This window comes from Kitasatospora sp. MBT63 (genome assembly GCF_000710465.2).
Classification (GTDB): Bacteria; Actinomycetota; Actinomycetes; order Streptomycetales; family Streptomycetaceae; genus Kitasatospora.
The window spans coordinates 1-15,395 of record NZ_JAIZ01000093.1 but is presented as its reverse complement, the minus strand read 5'-3'; the positions used below and the strand labels follow the sequence as shown (position 1 = coordinate 15,395).

The following is a 15,395-nucleotide window of genomic DNA, read 5'->3' as shown; positions in this document are numbered from 1 at the left end:
GACGGCGACGCCCTTGGGGCGGCCGGTGGAGCCGGAGGTGTACACCACGTAGGCGAGGTCGCCGGGGGCCGGGGAGCCGGCCGGACGGCGGGGTGCGGCGGGGGCGCCGGCGGTGCGGGCGGCGGTGACGGCGGCGGCGTCGAGCACCTCGGCCACCGCGGCGTCCGCGAGCATCAGTTCCCGGCGCTCGGCCGGGTAGGCCGGGTCGACCGGCAGGTAGCAGGCGCCCGCCCGCAGCACCGCGAGCGCGGCGACGACGTACTCGATCGAGCGTTCGCAGACCACCGCGACGGTGGCGCCCGCGCTCACGCCGGCTCCGGTCAGCCGCGCGGCCAGCGCGTCGGCCCAGTCGAGCAGGGCGCCGTAGGTCAGTTCCCGGTCGCCCTGCAGCAGGGCGGTGCGGTCCGGGTCGGCGGCCGCGCGGGCCGCCACGAGCTCGGGCACAGTGGGCACGCGCACGTCCTTCTCCCGGCTGCGGGCACGACGGCGCGCAGCCTCCCCCCACCGACCCCAACGGCGGTGGCCGTCACAGCGGCCGGTGCCCCTCGGTGAGTGCGCCGGCCCGGTCGAACAGGCACCGATAATCCCCGGCGACCCGAACCAAGTCAATGAACTCCGTTGCCGGTCACGGCAGGTGACTGGGTGCCAGAACCGGGCCGGTGGCGGTGGCGGGGCGGGCGGATTTCCCGGCCTGAACCACATCGGTGTTTTCAGCTGATCCGATCCATTTCTCTATTCACCCGAGCTGACGCCCCTTTCCGGCGGCACCCCCTCCGCCCCGCCCGTCCCGGCCCCACCGACCGGCCGCACACCCCCCGACCTGCGATGTCCTCGCCACGCGGCGCCACCGGGGAAGCGGCTCCCGGAAATCCCCGGCGGCTGTTTCGCGCACGGAACGTCACCGGCCGGGCCAGGGGATCACCGCACACCGGACCGATTACCGCCGGTACCGGCACCGGCCCGCCGTGGACCGCCGCGGGGCGCGGCCCGCCGCCACGCGCCGTCACCCCCCGTACACCGCCGCACCCGGCGCACCCCCACCGCCCGGCCTGCTAACCGGCGGTCAGTTGCGACCCGTGCACGGCCCCGCACGCCATCCCCAGGAAAGCGGGAGGCCCCGGGCGTACGCTGAGGAGGTCCAGTCCCGTCAGTACCTCCGTCACAGGATCAGGGGTTGGGAACGATGCAGGGTCCCCCCGGACACCACACTCCGCCTCCGCCCGCCGCACCGTCGGTGGTCAGCTCCCGGGCCGGCGAGAAGGGCCTGAAGACCGGCGCCCTCGGCCTGGTCTCCTCGGTGGCGATCGGCCTGGCCTCCACCGCGCCCGCGTACAGCCTGGCCGCCACGCTCGGCATCATCGTGATCGGCGTGGGGCTGCAGGCCCCGATCATCACCATCCTGGCGTTCATCCCGATGCTGCTGATCGCCTACGCCTACAAGGAGCTGAACGCCTCCGACCCGGACTGCGGCACCACCTTCACCTGGGGCGCCCGCGCCTTCGGGCCGCGCACCGGCTGGATGGGCGGCTGGGGCATCGTGGCGGCCGACATCATCGTGATGGCCAACCTCGCCCAGATCGCCGGCGTGTACGGCTTCCGGCTGTTCGGCTTCGACGGTCTGGCCGAGAACACCACCTGGACCACGATCGCCGGGGTCATCTGGATCATCGTGATGACCGCGATCTGCTACGTCGGCATCGAGATCTCCGCCGCCCTGCAGCGCTGGCTGCTGTGCATCGAGGTCGTGATGCTGGTGCTGCTGTCGGTGACCGCCCTGGTCAAGGTCTACGGCTCGCACCCGCCGGACACCGCGATCCACGTCTCCGCGTCCTGGTTCAACCCCTTCGCGGTCTCCTCCACCACCGCGTTCACCGCCGGCATCCTGGCCGCCGTGTTCATCTACTGGGGCTGGGACACGGCCGTCTCCGTCAACGAGGAGACCGCCGACGCCACCCGCACCCCGGGACGCGCCGCCGTCATCTCCACCGTGCTGCTGCTGATCATCTACGCCCTGGTCTCCACCTCCGCCCAGGCCTTCGCCGGGATCGGCACCGAGGGCATCGGACTCGGCAACGAGGACAACTCCGGGGACGTGCTCTCCTCGCTGGGCGGAGCCGTGTTCGGCAGCGCGGGCCTCGGCTGGTTCCTCACCAAACTGCTCATCTTCATGGTGCTGACCTCCTCCGCGGCCTCCACCCAGACCACCATCCTGCCGACCGCCCGGACCACCTTCTCGATGGCCGCGCACAAGGCCATCCCCCGCGAGTTCGCCCGGGTCCACCCCCGGCACCTCACCCCGACCTGGTCCACCGTCGGCATGGGCCTCGCCTCGATCGCCTTCTACGTCCTGCTCACCGCGATCAGCGGCAACGTCCTCGCCGACTCGATCGCCTCGGTCGGCCTCGCCATCGCCTTCTACTACGGCCTGACCGGCTTCGCCTGCGTCTGGTACTACCGCAAGGTGCTCACCCGCAGCGCGAAGGACTTCATCTTCAAGGGCGTCGCACCGCTGCTCGGCGGCCTGATGCTGCTCTACTTCTTCTGCTACGGCGCCTTCGACGTCTACGCCGACCCCGACTACGGGTCCACCTCCATCGACCTGCCGATCTTCGGGCAGACCGGCGGGGTCACCGTGATCGGCATCGGCGCGCTGATCCTCGGCTTCCTGCTGATGCTCGTCCAGTGGGCCGTCCAGGGTTCCTGGTTCAGGCACCCGGACGTCCCGGTCAGCGCCGCCGACCCCTCCGACGCCCCGTGAGGCCGTGATGAGGATCCTGCTGGTGGGCGCGGGCGGCGTCGGCACCGCCGCCGCCCGGATCGCGGTCCGGCGCCCGTTCTTCGAATGCTTCGTGGTCGCCGACTACGACCCCGCCCGGGCCGAGGCCGCGGTCGCCTCACTGGCCGGCGAGGCCGGCGCCGAGCGGTTCCGGCCGGCCACCGTCGACGCCTCCGACACCGCCGCCGTCACCGCGCTGCTCACCGAGCACCGCTGCGACGTGCTGTTCAACGCGACCGACCCGCGGTTCGTGCTGCCGCTGTTCGAGGCCGCGCTGGCCGGGCGGGCGCACTACCTCGACATGGCGATGTCACTGTCCCAGCCGCACCCCGAACGGCCTTACCAGGAGTGCGGCATCAAACTCGGCGACGGCCAGTTCGCCCGGGCCCGCGCCTGGGAGGACGCCGGGCTGCTGGCGCTGTGCGGCATGGGCGTCGAACCCGGCCTCTCGGACGTCTTCGCCCGCTACGCGGCGGACGAACTCTTCGACACCATCGACGAGATCGGGATCCGCGACGGCGCCGACCTGACCGTCGACGGGTACGACTTCGCGCCCTCGTTCTCCATCTGGACCACCATCGAGGAGTGCCTCAACCCGCCGGTCGTCTTCGAGTCCGGACTCGGCTGGTTCACCACCGAACCCTTCAGCGAGCCCGAGGTGTTCGACTTCCCGGACGGCATCGGGCCGGTCGAGTGCGTCAACGTCGAACACGAGGAGGTCCTGCTGATCCCCCGCTGGATCGACGCCCGCCGGGTCACCTTCAAGTACGGCCTCGGGCAGGACTTCATCGAGGTCCTCAAGACGCTCCACCGGCTCGGCCTGTCCGCCACCGACCCGGTCACCGTGCCCGGCGCGCAAGGGCCCGTCGGGGTCTCCCCCCGCGACGTGGTCGCCGCCTGCCTGCCCGACCCGGCCACCCTCGGCGACCGGATGCACGGCAGGACCTGCGCCGGCACCTGGGTCCGCGGCGCCAAGAACGGGCAGCCGCGCCAGGTGTACCTGCACCACGTGGTCGACAACGCCTGGTCGATGCGCGAGTACGGCTCGCAGGCCGTGGTCTGGCAGACCGCGGTGAACCCGGTCGTCGCCCTCGAACTGCTCGCCACCGGCGCCTGGGCCGGCGCCGGGGTCCTCGGCCCCGAGGCCCTGCCGCCCCGCCCGTTCCTGGACCTGCTCACGGCCTACGGCTCCCCCTGGGCGCTGCGCGAGGAGACCCCCCGCGCCGCCGCGGCCTGACCGGTCCGCGGGCCGGCCCCGGCCGAACCCGCGCCCAATTGGCCACCGACGTTCGCCTGTACGAAAGATCCCCGTGGTCAGTCGCACGCCCCGAGGGGACACAACGTTGGCATGCGAGTCGCCATCGTCACCGAGTCCTTCCCCCCCGAGGTCAACGGCGTCGCCCACAGCGTGCTGAGGACAGCGGAGCACCTGGTCCGCCGCGGCCACGAACCGTTGGTCATCACCCCGGCACCGGCCAGGGGCGCCCACTGCCCGCCGCACTCCTTCGGCCCGGACTCGACGCCGCTGCCGGTGGTCCGGGTGCCGTCGATCCCGCTGCCCGGCTACCCCCAGGTCCGGGTCGCCCTGCCGAGCAGGCGGCTGGCCGAGGCGGTCGCCGACCACCGGCCCGACCTGGTGCACCTGGCCAGCCCGTTCGTGCTGGGCGCCCGCGGGGCGAAGGTGGCCGAACGGCTCGGCCTGCCCAGCGTGGCCGTCTACCAGACCGACCTGGCCGGGTACGCCCAGGCGTACCGGGTCGGCCGGGGCATCGGATCCGCGCTCGCCTGGGCCCGGATCCGGGCGGTGCACGGCGCCGCCACCCGCACCCTGGCACCCTCCACCCCGGCCGCGCAGGACCTCACCGCGCACGGCGTCCCCCGGGTCCGGCTGTGGCCGCGCGGCGTGGACTCGGTCCGCTTCCACCCCGCCCACCGCGACGAGGCGCTGCACCGCACCCTGGCCCCGGGCGGCGAACTGCTGATCGGCTACGTCGGCCGGCTCGCCCCCGAGAAGCGGGTCGACCTGCTGGCCGGCGCCTGCGAGCTGCCGGGCGTACGGGTGGTGGTGATCGGCGACGGCCCGAGCGCCCCGGCGCTGAAGGCCGCCATGCCCAAGGCCCTGTTCCTCGGCCGCCGGACCGGCACCGAACTCGCCCGCTACTTCGCCACCCTGGACCTGTTCGTGCACACCGGTCCGCTGGAGACGTTCTGCCAGACCATCCAGGAGGCGATGGCCAGCGGCGTCCCCGTGGTGGCACCCGCCGTCGGCGGCCCCCTCGACCTGGTCGGCCACCACCGCACCGGCCTGCTGGTCCCGCCCCGCGACACCGCCGCCGTCACCCGCGCCGTAGCCGAACTGGCCGCCGCCGGCCCCGAGGTCCGGACCGGCTACGGCCGGGCCGGCCGGGCCGACGTCACCGCCCGCACCTGGGAGGCAGTCGGCGACCTGCTGCTGCGCCACTACACCGAGGCCATCGCCGAGCACCACGGCGGCCCCGTCCAGGCCCTGCACCCCGCGGCCGGCACCCCCGCCACCGTGCCCACGCCCACCGGCCAGATCCCCGCGCAGGCCTCCGCCGGCACCCAGCTGCCCGAGGAGCTCCCGGCATGACCCCGCCGCACGACGGGCTGCGGATCGTCCGGGTGGCCAACTTCGTCACCCCGGTCTCCGGCGGCCTGCGCACGGCCCTGCGCCACCTCGGCGAGGGCTACCTCGCCGCCGGCCACCACCCGGTCCTCCTCGTCCCCGGCCCGCGCCCCGCCGACGAGTGGACCTCCCAGGGCCGGGTCATCACCCTGCCCGGCCGGCCGATCCCCGGCAGCGGCGGCTACCGGCTGCTCACCGACCGGCGCGCCGTCGCCCGGACCCTGGCCGGCCTGGCCCCCGACCGGCTGGAGGTCTCCGACCGCACCAGCCTGCGCTGGACCGGCGCCTGGGCCCGCGCCCACGGTGTCCGGTCGGTGATGGTCTCGCACGAGAGCGCCACCGGACTGCTCGGCACCTGGGGCCTGCCGCCCGGCCCCGCCCGCACCCTCGCCGACCGGCTCAACACCAGGACCGCCCGGGCGTACGACACCGTGCTGTGCACCACCGCCTGGGCCGCCGCCGAGTTCGAACGGATCGGCGCCGCCAACCTCGTCCAGGCACCGCTCGGCGTCGACCTCCACCAGCTGCACCCCGACCGCCACGACCCCGAGGTCCGGGCCCGCTACGCCGACCCCGGCCAGGTCCTGCTGGTGCTCTGCTCCCGGCTGTCCCCCGAGAAGAAGCCCGAACGGGCCGTCGAGGCGCTCGCCGTCCTGCGCCGCCGCCACCGGATCCCCGCCGTCCTGGCCGTCGCCGGCGCCGGCCCGCTGCGCCGCCGGCTCCAGGCGCGCGCCGCCGAACTGCGGGTCCCCGTCCGGTTCCTCGGACACCTCGGCACCCGCGCCGAGGTCGCCGCGCTGCTCGCCGCCGCCGACGTCGCCATCGCACCCGGGCCGGTGGAGACCTTCGGGCTGGCCGCCCTGGAAGCGCTCGCCTGCGGCACCCCGGTCGCCGTCAGCCGCTCCTCGGCGCTGCCGCCGATCGTCGGACCGGCCGGCCTCGCCGCGGCCGACACCGGCGAGGCGTTCGCCACCGCCGTCCGGGACCTGCTGGAGCGGCCGGCCGCCGAACGCCGCGCCGCGGCCCGCGCCAGGGCCGAACACTTCGGCTGGGACTCCGCGGTCGCCGCCTTCCTCGCCGCCCACCGGGTACCGCTGCCGGCGGACGCCGCGCAGGCCGCGCCATGACCGCGGCGGTCCGGTTCACCGCCCTCGGCGACTCCGTCACCGAGGGCGTGGGCGACCCCGTCGCGGACGGCTGGCGCGGCTGGGCCGCCATGCTCGCCCCCGGCCTCTCCCCCGGCCCGGTCGAGTTCCGCAACCTCGCCAACAGCGGCGCGCTCAGCCACGACCTGACCACCGTTCAGCTGCCCGCCGCACTCGCCCTGCGGCCCACCCACGCCGCCGTCCTGATCGGCGGCAACGACACCCTGCGGGCCGGCTTCGACATCGCCCGCACCGCACGCCACCTCGACACCGCGCTCGCCGCACTGCGCAACCAGGGCGCCGTCCTGCTGACCGCCTGCCTGCCCGACCCCGGGCGGCTGCTGCGGCTCCCGCCACCGCTCGCCCGGCCGCTCGCCCGCCGGATGCGGGCCGTCAACACCGTCGTGCACGCCCTCTCCCTCCGGTACGGCGCCACCCACCTGCACCTCGCCGACCTGCCCTGGCTCACCGAACGCTCACTGCTCAGCGTCGACCGGCTGCATCCCAGCGCGGCGGGGCACCACCGGATCGCGTGCGAGTTCCACGCCCTGCTCACCGCCGGCGGCGAGCGGCTGGGGGACGCCCCGGCGGCGAGCCTGTCCGCGGCGGCACCCGGGTTCGTCGCCGACCTGCGCTGGATGGCCACCCAGGGCACCCGCTGGGTCGCCGCCCGCTGCACCGACCTCCTCCCCGGCCTGCTCCTCCTCGCCACCCGCGAGACCCGCCACCTCCTCCTCGGCACCTCCGCCCGCCTCGACACCGAAGCGGCAGCCGCCACCGCAGCCGCCCTCCGGGCCGGCAACGGCCCTGCAGCCCTCGCGCACTTCCCCACCCCCCTAAAAGCAAACCCCGGCACCCCCTCAGGGGCGCGAGGAACTGCGCGCAGCGGCAGACATCCCGCCTGAACGACGGCAACGGCCCTGCAACCATCCCGCCGTTCCCGACCCCGCGCCCGCTACCTCCCGCCCCCGCGCAGTTCCCCGCGCCCCTCCAGGCACCCCCCCGCGCTCCTGGATGCGGCGCCACGCCGAGGTGGGAATGGTTCGTGCGGGCGTACCGGTGTTGCACTCTGCGGCGCTTGGAGTGCAAGGAGTGAAAGGTCACACCGGTTCGCTGTACAGCCGCACGTGAACGGGCTCTAACCTTCCCTCATGACGGTCTCGCCCGAAGGGCTCTCCCTGGCCGCCGAGTTCCCGGATGCAAGCCGTGAGCAGTGGCAGCGCCTGGTCGAAGGTGTGTTGCGCAAGTCCGGTAAGCAGGACGTGACCGGTACGCAGGCCGAGGACGCCCTCGCCACCAAGCTGGAGGACGGCCTCACCGCCCGTCCGCTGTACACCGCCGAGGACGCGCCCGGTGGGGCCGGGTTCCCTGGCTTCGCGCCGTTCGTCCGCGGTGGCCGGCCTCAGGGTTCGGCCGTCTCGGGGTGGGACGTGCGCCAGCGGCACACGCATCCGGATCCGCGGACCTCGAACGAGGCGGTGCTCGCCGACCTGGAGCACGGGGTGGGTTCGGTCTGGCTGGAGCTGGGCCGGGACGGTCTGCCGGTCGCCGCGCTGCCCGAGGTGCTGGAGGGCGTGTACCTGGACCTGGCGGCCGTGGCGCTGGACGCCGGGGCCGAGTTCCCGGCCGCCGCCGAGCGGCTGCTGGCGCTGTACGCGGAGCGCGGGGTGCCCGCCGAGGCCGCCACCGGCACGCTGGGCGCGGACCCGCTGGGCCTGCTGGCCCGTACCGGGGACGACTCGCCGACCGCCGGGCTGCTCGCCGGGGCCGCCGCGCTGGCGGTCCGCCTGCACGAGGGCTTCCCGGGCCTGCGCGCGATCACCGTCGACGCGCTGCCGTACCACGAGGCGGGTGCCTCGCCCGCGCAGGAGCTGGGCTGTGCGCTGGCCGCCGGTGTGGCGTACCTGCGGGAGCTGACGGCCGCCGGGCTGAGCCCGGACGCGGCCGCCGGGCAGCTGGAGTTCCGGCTGTCGGCCGGGGCGGACCAGTTCCTGACCATCGCCGCGTTCCGGGCGGCCCGCCGGCTGTGGGCGCGGGTGGCGGAGGCGTCGGGGATCTCCTCGCAGGCCGCCGCGCAGCGGCAGCACGCGGTCACCTCGGCCGTGATGATGACCGAGCGCGACCCCTGGGTGAACATGCTGCGCACCACCGTCGCCTGCCTGGCCGCGGGCGTCGGCGGCGCGGACGCGGTGACCGTGCTGCCGTTCGACAGCGCGCTCGGCCTGCCGGACGCGTTCGCCCGCCGGATCGCCCGCAACACGCAGGCGATCCTGCTGGAGGAGTCGCACCTGGCGCGGGTCGTCGACCCGGCGGGTGGTTCCTGGTACGTGGAGCGCCTGACCGACGAGCTGGCGCACGCCGCCTGGTCGTGGTTCCAGGAGATCGAGCGGGCCGGCGGCCTGCGCGCGGCGCTGTGCTCGGGTCTGGTCGCGGACCGGATCGGCGACACCTGGGCGCGGCGCTCGACGGCGCTGGCCCGCCGCAAGGAGCCGGTCACCGGCGTCAGCGAGTTCCCGAACCTGGGCGAGCAGCCGCTGGTGCGCGAGCCGGCCCCGGCGCCGCTGACCGGAGGTCTGCCCCGGGTGCGCCGCGCCGAGGCGTACGAGGCCCTGCGGACCCGTTCCGATCTGCACCGGGACGCCACCGGCGCCCGGCCGCGGCTGTTCCTGGCGGCGCTGGGCCCGGCGGCGGCGCACACCGCGCGGCTGACCTTCGCCGCCAACCTGTTCCAGGCCGGCGGGATCGAGACCGTCGTCGGCCAGGGCACCGACCCGGCCGCGCTCGCGGAGGCGTTCGCCGCGAGCGGCGCCACGGTGGCCGCGCTGTGTTCCAGCGACGCGCTGTACGAGGAGCACGCCGTACCGGTGGCCGCCGCGCTGAAGGCGGCCGGCGCCGCCCGGGTGCTGCTGGCGGGCCGGCCCGGCGAGCAGGAGGCCGGGTACCGGCAGGCCGGGGTCGACGAGTTCGTCAGCGCGGGCGGCGACGCGGTCGCCGTCCTCACCTCCCTGCTCGACCAGATCGGAGTGGCCCGATGATCCCCGACTTCACGGAGATCGGACTCGACGCACCGGGCGGCCCGGCGGCCACCGGCGAGCAGTGGCGGGCGGCCTGGCAGCAGGCGACCGGCAAGGACGTCGAGGAACTGGTCTGGGAGACCCCGGAGGGCATCGGCGTCAAGCCGCTGTACACCGCCGAGGACCTGGCCGGGCTGGACTTCCTGGCCACCTATCCGGGTGTCGCGCCGTTCCTGCGCGGCCCGTACCCGACCATGTACGTCAACCAGCCGTGGACGGTCCGGCAGTACGCGGGCTTCTCCACCGCCGAGGAGTCCAACGCCTTCTACCGCCGCAACCTGGCGGCCGGTCAGAAGGGCCTGTCGGTCGCCTTCGACCTGCCGACCCACCGCGGCTACGACAGCGACCACCCGCGGGTGACCGGTGACGTCGGCATGGCGGGCGTGGCGATCGACTCGATCTACGACATGCGCCAGCTGTTCGACGGCATCCCGCTGGACAAGATGTCGGTGTCGATGACCATGAACGGCGCCGTGCTGCCGATCCTGGCGCTCTACATCGTGGCGGCCGAGGAGCAGGGGGTGGCGCCCGAGAAGCTCGCGGGGACCATCCAGAACGACATCCTCAAGGAGTTCATGGTCCGCAACACCTACATCTACCCGCCGCAGCCGTCGATGCGGATCATCTCGGACATCTTCGCGTACACCTCGCAGAAGATGCCGCGGTACAACTCCATCTCCATCTCCGGCTACCACATCCAGGAGGCCGGGGCCACGGCCGACCTGGAGCTGGCGTACACGCTGGCGGACGGGGTGGAGTACCTGCGCGCGGGTCTGGGCGCGGGGCTGGACGTGGACGCGTTCGCGCCGCGGCTGTCGTTCTTCTGGGCGATCGGCATGAACTTCTTCATGGAGGTCGCCAAGCTGCGCGCAGCCCGGCTGCTGTGGGCCAAGCTGGTCAAGCAGTTCGACCCCCAGAACGCCAAGTCGCTGTCGCTGCGCACCCATTCGCAGACCTCCGGCTGGTCGCTGACCGCCCAGGACGTGTTCAACAACGTCACCCGCACCTGTGTGGAGGCGATGGCCGCCACCCAGGGCCACACCCAGTCGCTGCACACCAACGCGCTGGACGAGGCGCTGGCGCTGCCGACCGACTTCTCGGCCCGGATCGCCCGCAACACCCAGCTGATGCTCCAGCAGGAGTCGGGCACCTGCCGGGTGATCGACCCGTGGGGCGGCTCCGCGTACGTGGAGAAGCTCACCCACGACCTGGCGGCCCGCGCCTGGCAGCACATCCAGGAGGTGGAGGCGGCCGGCGGCATGGCGAAGGCGATCGACGCCGGCATCCCCAAGCTGCGGGTGGAGGAGGCCGCGGCCCGGACCCAGGCCCGGATCGACTCCGGCCGCCAGCCGGTGATCGGCGTCAACAAGTACCGGGTCGCCAACGACGAGCAGATCGACGTGCTCAAGGTCGACAACTCCTCGGTGCGCACCCAGCAGATCGAGAAGCTGCGCCGGCTGCGCGCCGAGCGCGACGAGCAGGCCTGCCAGGCCGCGCTGCACGCGCTGACCCGCTCCGCCGAGCAGGGCGCCAAGGGCGGCGGTTCGCTGGAGGGCAACCTGCTGGCGCTGGCCGTGGACGCGGCCCGGGCCAAGGCCACCGTCGGGGAGATCTCGGACGCCCTGGAGAAGGTCTACGGGCGCCACTCCGGCCAGATCCGTACCATCTCCGGTGTGTACCGCGACGAGGCAGGACCGTCCACCGGGGTGGAGCGCACCCGGGCGCTGGTCGAGAGGTTCGAGGAGGCGGAGGGCCGCCGCCCGCGCATCCTGGTGGCCAAGATGGGCCAGGACGGGCACGACCGCGGCCAGAAGGTGATCGCCACCGCCTTCGCGGACCTCGGCTTCACCGTCGACGTGGGCCCGCTGTTCCAGACCCCGGCCGAGGTCGCCCGGCAGGCGGTGGAGGCGGACGTGCACATCGTCGGTGTCTCCTCGCTGGCCGCCGGGCACCTGACCCTGGTGCCCGCGCTCAAGGCCGAACTGGCCGCCGCCGGACGCGAGGACATCACCATCGTGGTCGGCGGCGTGATCCCGCCGCAGGACTTCGACGCGCTGTACGAGGCCGGCGCCGCCGCCGTCTTCCCGCCCGGCACGGTCATCCCGGACGCGGCGTACGACCTGCTGAAGGCGCTGGCCGCCGACCTCGGCCACGAGCTCTGAGGCCGCCGGGACGATGCCGCCGCGGACGATCGACGTCGACGCCTACGTCAAGGGTGTGCTGGAGGGCTCGCGGGCGTTCATCGCGCGGGCCATCACGCTGGTCGAGTCCACCCGGCCCGACCACCGGGTGCTCGCCCAGCGGCTGCTGATCGAGCTGCTGCCGCACGCCGGCAAGGCGGTCCGGGTCGGCATCACCGGTGTGCCGGGGGTGGGCAAGTCCACCTTCATCGAGGCACTGGGCACCCTGCTGACGGCCCGCGGCCACCGGGTCGCGGTGCTCGCGGTCGACCCCACCTCCAGCCGTACCGGCGGCTCCATCCTGGGTGACAAGACCCGGATGGAGCGGCTCGCGGTGGACCCGAACGCCTTCGTCCGGCCGTCCCCGACCTCGGGGACGCTGGGCGGGGTGGCCCGGGCCACCCGGGAGTCGATGGTGGTGATGGAGGCCGCCGGGTACGACGTGGTGCTGGTCGAGACGGTCGGCGTCGGGCAGTCCGAGACCACCGTCGCGGGCATGGTCGACTCCTTCCTGCTGCTCACCCTGGCCCGTACCGGCGACCAGCTTCAGGGCATCAAGAAGGGCGTGCTGGAGCTCGCCGACCTGGTCGCGGTGAACAAGGCGGACGGCCCGTTCGAACGCGACGCCAAGGCCGCCGCCCGCGAACTGGCTGGCGCACTACGGCTGTTGCAGCCGCCGGACGCGGTCTGGACGCCGCCGGTGCTCACCTGCAGCGGGCAGGACGGCAGCGGCCTGGAGGAGCTCTGGGACCGGCTGACGCAGCACCGGCTGCTGCTGGAGACCACCGGGGCGCTGGCCGCCAAGCGGCGCGACCAGCAGGTCGACTGGACCTGGTCGATGGTCCACGACCAGCTGCTGTCCGCCCTGCACGAGCACCCGGTGGTCCGGCGGATCGCCCCGGAGCTGGAGCGCCGGGTCCGGGAGGGCACGCTGACCGCGACGCTCGCGGCCGAGCAGATCCTGGACGGCTTCGCGGGTCCCGCCGACTGAGGACCGGCCGGGCGGGCGGGGATCCGCCGGACCTCCCCCCGGGGCGGCCGCGGCGGGGCATCCTGGAGGCGGTCCCCGTTGGTCCCCGGGAGAAGGAGCACCGCGTGACACCGACCCGCCCCGTACCGGCCTGGCTGTCCGACGCCGTCCTCTACCAGATCTACCCGCAGAGCTTCGCCGACTCCGACGGCGACGGCATCGGCGACTTCGCCGGGCTCGCCGAGCGCCTGGAGTACCTGGCCTGGCTCGGCGTCGACGCCGTCTGGCTCAACCCGTGCTTCGCCTCGCCGTTCGGCGACGCCGGGTACGACGTCAGCGACTACCTGGCCACCGCGCCGCGCTACGGCGACGCCGCGGCCCTGGCCGAACTGACCGACCGCGCCCGGCGGCTGGGCATCCGGGTGCTGCTCGACCTGGTCGCCGGGCACACCTCCGACCGGCACCCCTGGTTCCGGGCCGCCGCCGACGACCCCGCGGACCACCGCTACATCTGGGCCGACCACCCCGCCGAACGCTTCGTCCGCTCCCCCGGCCGCCGCCCCGGCTGGTACCTGCCGAACTTCTTCGACTTCCAGCCCGCGCTCAACTTCGGCTACGCCAGGCCCGATCCGGCCGAGCCGTGGCGCCAGGGCGTCGACGCCGAGGGCCCGCGCGCCAACCGCGCCGCGCTGCGCGGGATCATGGCGCACTGGCTGGGCCTCGGCATCTCCGGCTTCCGCGTCGACATGGCCTCCTCGCTGGTCAAGGACGACCCGGGCAAGGTCGAGACCGGCCGGCTCTGGAACGGGCTGCGCGGCTGGCTGGACGCCGAGCACCCCGACGCCGCGCTGCTGGCCGAGTGGGGCGACCCGGCGCGCTCGGTGGCGGGCGGCTTCCACGCCGACTTCCTGCTCCAGTTCGGCGGCGACACCGACGGCCGCCCGCTGCGCTCGCTGTGGCACAACGGCGCCGGCACCGACCAGGACGGCTGGCCGTCCGAGCCCTGCTACTTCGACGCCGAGGGCAAGGGCGACATCTCGGTCTTCCTGGACGCCTGGCGCACCGCGGACCGGGCGGTCGGCGGGGACGGCCGGATCTCGCTGCCCACCTCCAACCACGACTTCTCCCGGCTCGCCTGCGGCCCGCGCACCCGCGACCAGCTCGCCCCCGCCTTCGTCTTCCAGCTCACCTGGCCCACCCTGCCGGCCGTCTACTACGGCGACGAGATCGGCATGCGGTACGTCCCCGGCCTGCCCGACGTCGAGGGCAGCGTGCTCGGCCCGCGCTACAACCGGGCCGGCTGCCGCACCCCGATGCAGTGGGACGCCACCGAGGGCGCCGGCTTCTCCACCGCGCACAGGCTCTACCTCCCGCTCGACGACGCCCCCGACCGCCCCGACGTCGCCACCCAGCGCGCCGACCCCGGCTCCCTGCTGCACCTGGTCCGTCGTCTGATCGCGCTGCGCCGCGCCCATCCCGCCCTCGGCGCCGACGGCCCGGTGGACGTGCTGCACGCCGGCTACCCGCTGGTGTACACCCGCGGCGGCCGCTTCCTGGTGGTGGTCAACCCGCGCCGCGACCCGGCCGTCCTGCCCGCCCCGGGCCCGGCCCCGCGCCGCACGCTGGAGGCGCGCGGGGTGACCGCCGACGCCGCGGAGATCCGCGCCGAGGGCTTCTCGTACGGCGTGTTCGAGCTCTGACCGCTCACCGGGCGGCGGGCGGCGCAGGCAGACGGCGGGCGGCGGGCGGCGGGCGGGTTCACCCGGACACCGCAACCATCGCATGATCGACTCGTTGGATGATCTGCACCGCCCGGCCCCCGGCCTGCGGCGCACCGCCTTCACGCGCCGACCGAAAGCCGCCACCGATGGACCGTCAGACCCTGCGCCGTACCGCCGAGGCAGCCGCCGCCCGGACCGTCGGCCGGCGGCGGCCGGGCGGGCTGCCCGGGGCCGAAGCCGTCCTGGTCAGCCAGTACGGCCGGCTCGCCCGGCTCGCCTATCTGATCGTGCCCGCCGAACTCGACCGCCGCAGGCGGCTGCTGGCCGCCCACGCGGTGGTCCGGGCCGCGCTGCCCGGCCGCTGGGGCGCCGGCTCCCCGGACGCCGACCAGGTCTACGCGGTGCTGCGCGGCCGGGTGGTGCGCGGCGCCCTGCGGTTCACCCGCGGGCAGCCGCGGCTGCTCCCGCGGGCCTGGGGGCTGCGGCTGTTCACCCCCGACGGCGGTCCCGCCGAGCTCGCCGTGGACCGTGCGCTGACGGGGGTCCCGGCGGCCGGGCGGGCGGCGTACGCGCTGCGCTTCGCCGAGTCGCTGGGGCCCGAGGAGACGGCCCGGGTGCTGGCCGCCGCCGGGGTGGCCGATCCGGCCGGCGCGCTCCGGCAGGCCGACCGGCTCCAGGCCGATGCCCCGCTGCCCGAGGGGCGGTTGGCCGAGTCCCCGCGGTTCGATCCGTGCACCGTCCGGGTCCGGCCCGGGGACCTGCTGCGGCAGCGCCGGACGGCCCGGCTGGCGGCCGGCGGGGCGCTGCTGCTCGCGCTCGGCTCGCTGTGGGCCGTACCCACCGGGTCGCCCGCGCCCGCCGGGCGGCCGGCCTCCGTCGACG

General features: G+C 74.8%; 10 protein-coding genes and 1 pseudogene. 10 read left to right on the top strand and 1 reads right to left on the bottom strand.

Annotation, left to right across the window (positions count from 1 at the left end; translation table 11 throughout):
- Nucleotides 1-453 (bottom strand): AMP-binding protein (locus AA75_RS49090; protein ID WP_033818781.1); only part of this gene is annotated, 453 nt, incomplete at its 3' end.
- Between the two features lie 730 nt (nucleotides 454-1,183).
- Between AA75_RS49090 and AA75_RS06310 the strand changes: the two genes are divergently transcribed.
- The 10 genes and pseudogenes from AA75_RS06310 to AA75_RS06265 form a co-directional block, all read left to right on the top strand.
- Entirely contained in the window at nucleotides 1,184-2,758 is a 1,575-nt protein-coding gene (locus AA75_RS06310; protein WP_051811923.1) for an APC family permease, read from the top strand.
- Between the two features lie 7 nt (nucleotides 2,759-2,765).
- Complete coding sequence (locus AA75_RS06305; RefSeq protein WP_033818780.1) at nucleotides 2,766-4,013, top strand: saccharopine dehydrogenase family protein; 1,248 nt, start codon at nucleotides 2,766-2,768, stop codon at nucleotides 4,011-4,013.
- 111 nt (nucleotides 4,014-4,124) lie between these two features.
- Nucleotides 4,125-5,387: a glycosyltransferase family 1 protein gene (locus AA75_RS06300; protein WP_082526292.1), complete on the top strand. Its 1,263-nt coding sequence runs from the start codon at nucleotides 4,125-4,127 to the stop codon at nucleotides 5,385-5,387.
- Entirely contained in the window at nucleotides 5,384-6,550 is a 1,167-nt protein-coding gene (locus AA75_RS06295; RefSeq protein WP_033818779.1) for a glycosyltransferase, read from the top strand. The genes AA75_RS06300 and AA75_RS06295 overlap by 4 nt, the downstream gene beginning before the upstream one ends.
- Nucleotides 6,547-7,473 (top strand): SGNH/GDSL hydrolase family protein, encoded by a 927-nt coding sequence (locus AA75_RS06290; RefSeq protein WP_063794287.1) that lies wholly within the window; start codon nucleotides 6,547-6,549, stop codon nucleotides 7,471-7,473. The genes AA75_RS06295 and AA75_RS06290 overlap by 4 nt, the downstream gene beginning before the upstream one ends.
- Before the next feature lie 246 nt (nucleotides 7,474-7,719).
- On the top strand, nucleotides 7,720-9,603 hold the full coding sequence (gene mutA / locus AA75_RS06285; RefSeq protein WP_033818778.1) for a methylmalonyl-CoA mutase small subunit: 1,884 nt from the start codon (nucleotides 7,720-7,722) through the stop codon (nucleotides 9,601-9,603).
- A complete protein-coding gene (gene scpA, locus AA75_RS06280) occupies nucleotides 9,600-11,804 on the top strand; it encodes a methylmalonyl-CoA mutase (RefSeq protein ID WP_033818777.1) in 2,205 nt (734 codons plus the stop codon). Before mutA ends, scpA begins: the two co-directional genes overlap by 4 nt.
- Nucleotides 11,805-11,817: 13 nt before the next feature.
- Nucleotides 11,818-12,813 carry a methylmalonyl Co-A mutase-associated GTPase MeaB gene (meaB, locus tag AA75_RS06275; RefSeq protein WP_033818776.1) on the top strand — a complete coding sequence of 332 codons (996 nt, stop codon included), beginning with the start codon at nucleotides 11,818-11,820 and terminating at the stop codon, nucleotides 12,811-12,813.
- Between the two features lie 104 nt (nucleotides 12,814-12,917).
- A complete protein-coding gene (locus tag AA75_RS06270) occupies nucleotides 12,918-14,492 on the top strand; it encodes an alpha-amylase family glycosyl hydrolase (protein WP_033818775.1) in 1,575 nt (524 codons plus the stop codon).
- 167 nt (nucleotides 14,493-14,659) lie between these two features.
- Nucleotides 14,660-15,395 (top strand): annotated as a pseudogene (locus tag AA75_RS06265) (hypothetical protein); the annotation flags it as partial.

What these genes read in the sequence shown, in the direction of transcription:
- scpA (WP_033818777.1), top strand. Translation starts at nt 9,600, where the DNA reads ATGATCCCCGACTTCACGGAGATCGGACTCGACGCACCGGGCGGCCCG.
- AA75_RS06295 (WP_033818779.1), top strand. Translation starts at nt 5,384, where the DNA reads ATGACCCCGCCGCACGACGGGCTGCGGATCGTCCGGGTGGCCAACTTC.
- meaB (WP_033818776.1), top strand. Translation starts at nt 11,818, where the DNA reads ATGCCGCCGCGGACGATCGACGTCGACGCCTACGTCAAGGGTGTGCTG.
- AA75_RS06305 (WP_033818780.1), top strand. Translation starts at nt 2,766, where the DNA reads ATGAGGATCCTGCTGGTGGGCGCGGGCGGCGTCGGCACCGCCGCCGCC.
- mutA (WP_033818778.1), top strand. Translation starts at nt 7,720, where the DNA reads ATGACGGTCTCGCCCGAAGGGCTCTCCCTGGCCGCCGAGTTCCCGGAT.
- AA75_RS06310 (WP_051811923.1), top strand. Translation starts at nt 1,184, where the DNA reads ATGCAGGGTCCCCCCGGACACCACACTCCGCCTCCGCCCGCCGCACCG.
- AA75_RS06300 (WP_082526292.1), top strand. Translation starts at nt 4,125, where the DNA reads ATGCGAGTCGCCATCGTCACCGAGTCCTTCCCCCCCGAGGTCAACGGC.
- AA75_RS06290 (WP_063794287.1), top strand. Translation starts at nt 6,547, where the DNA reads ATGACCGCGGCGGTCCGGTTCACCGCCCTCGGCGACTCCGTCACCGAG.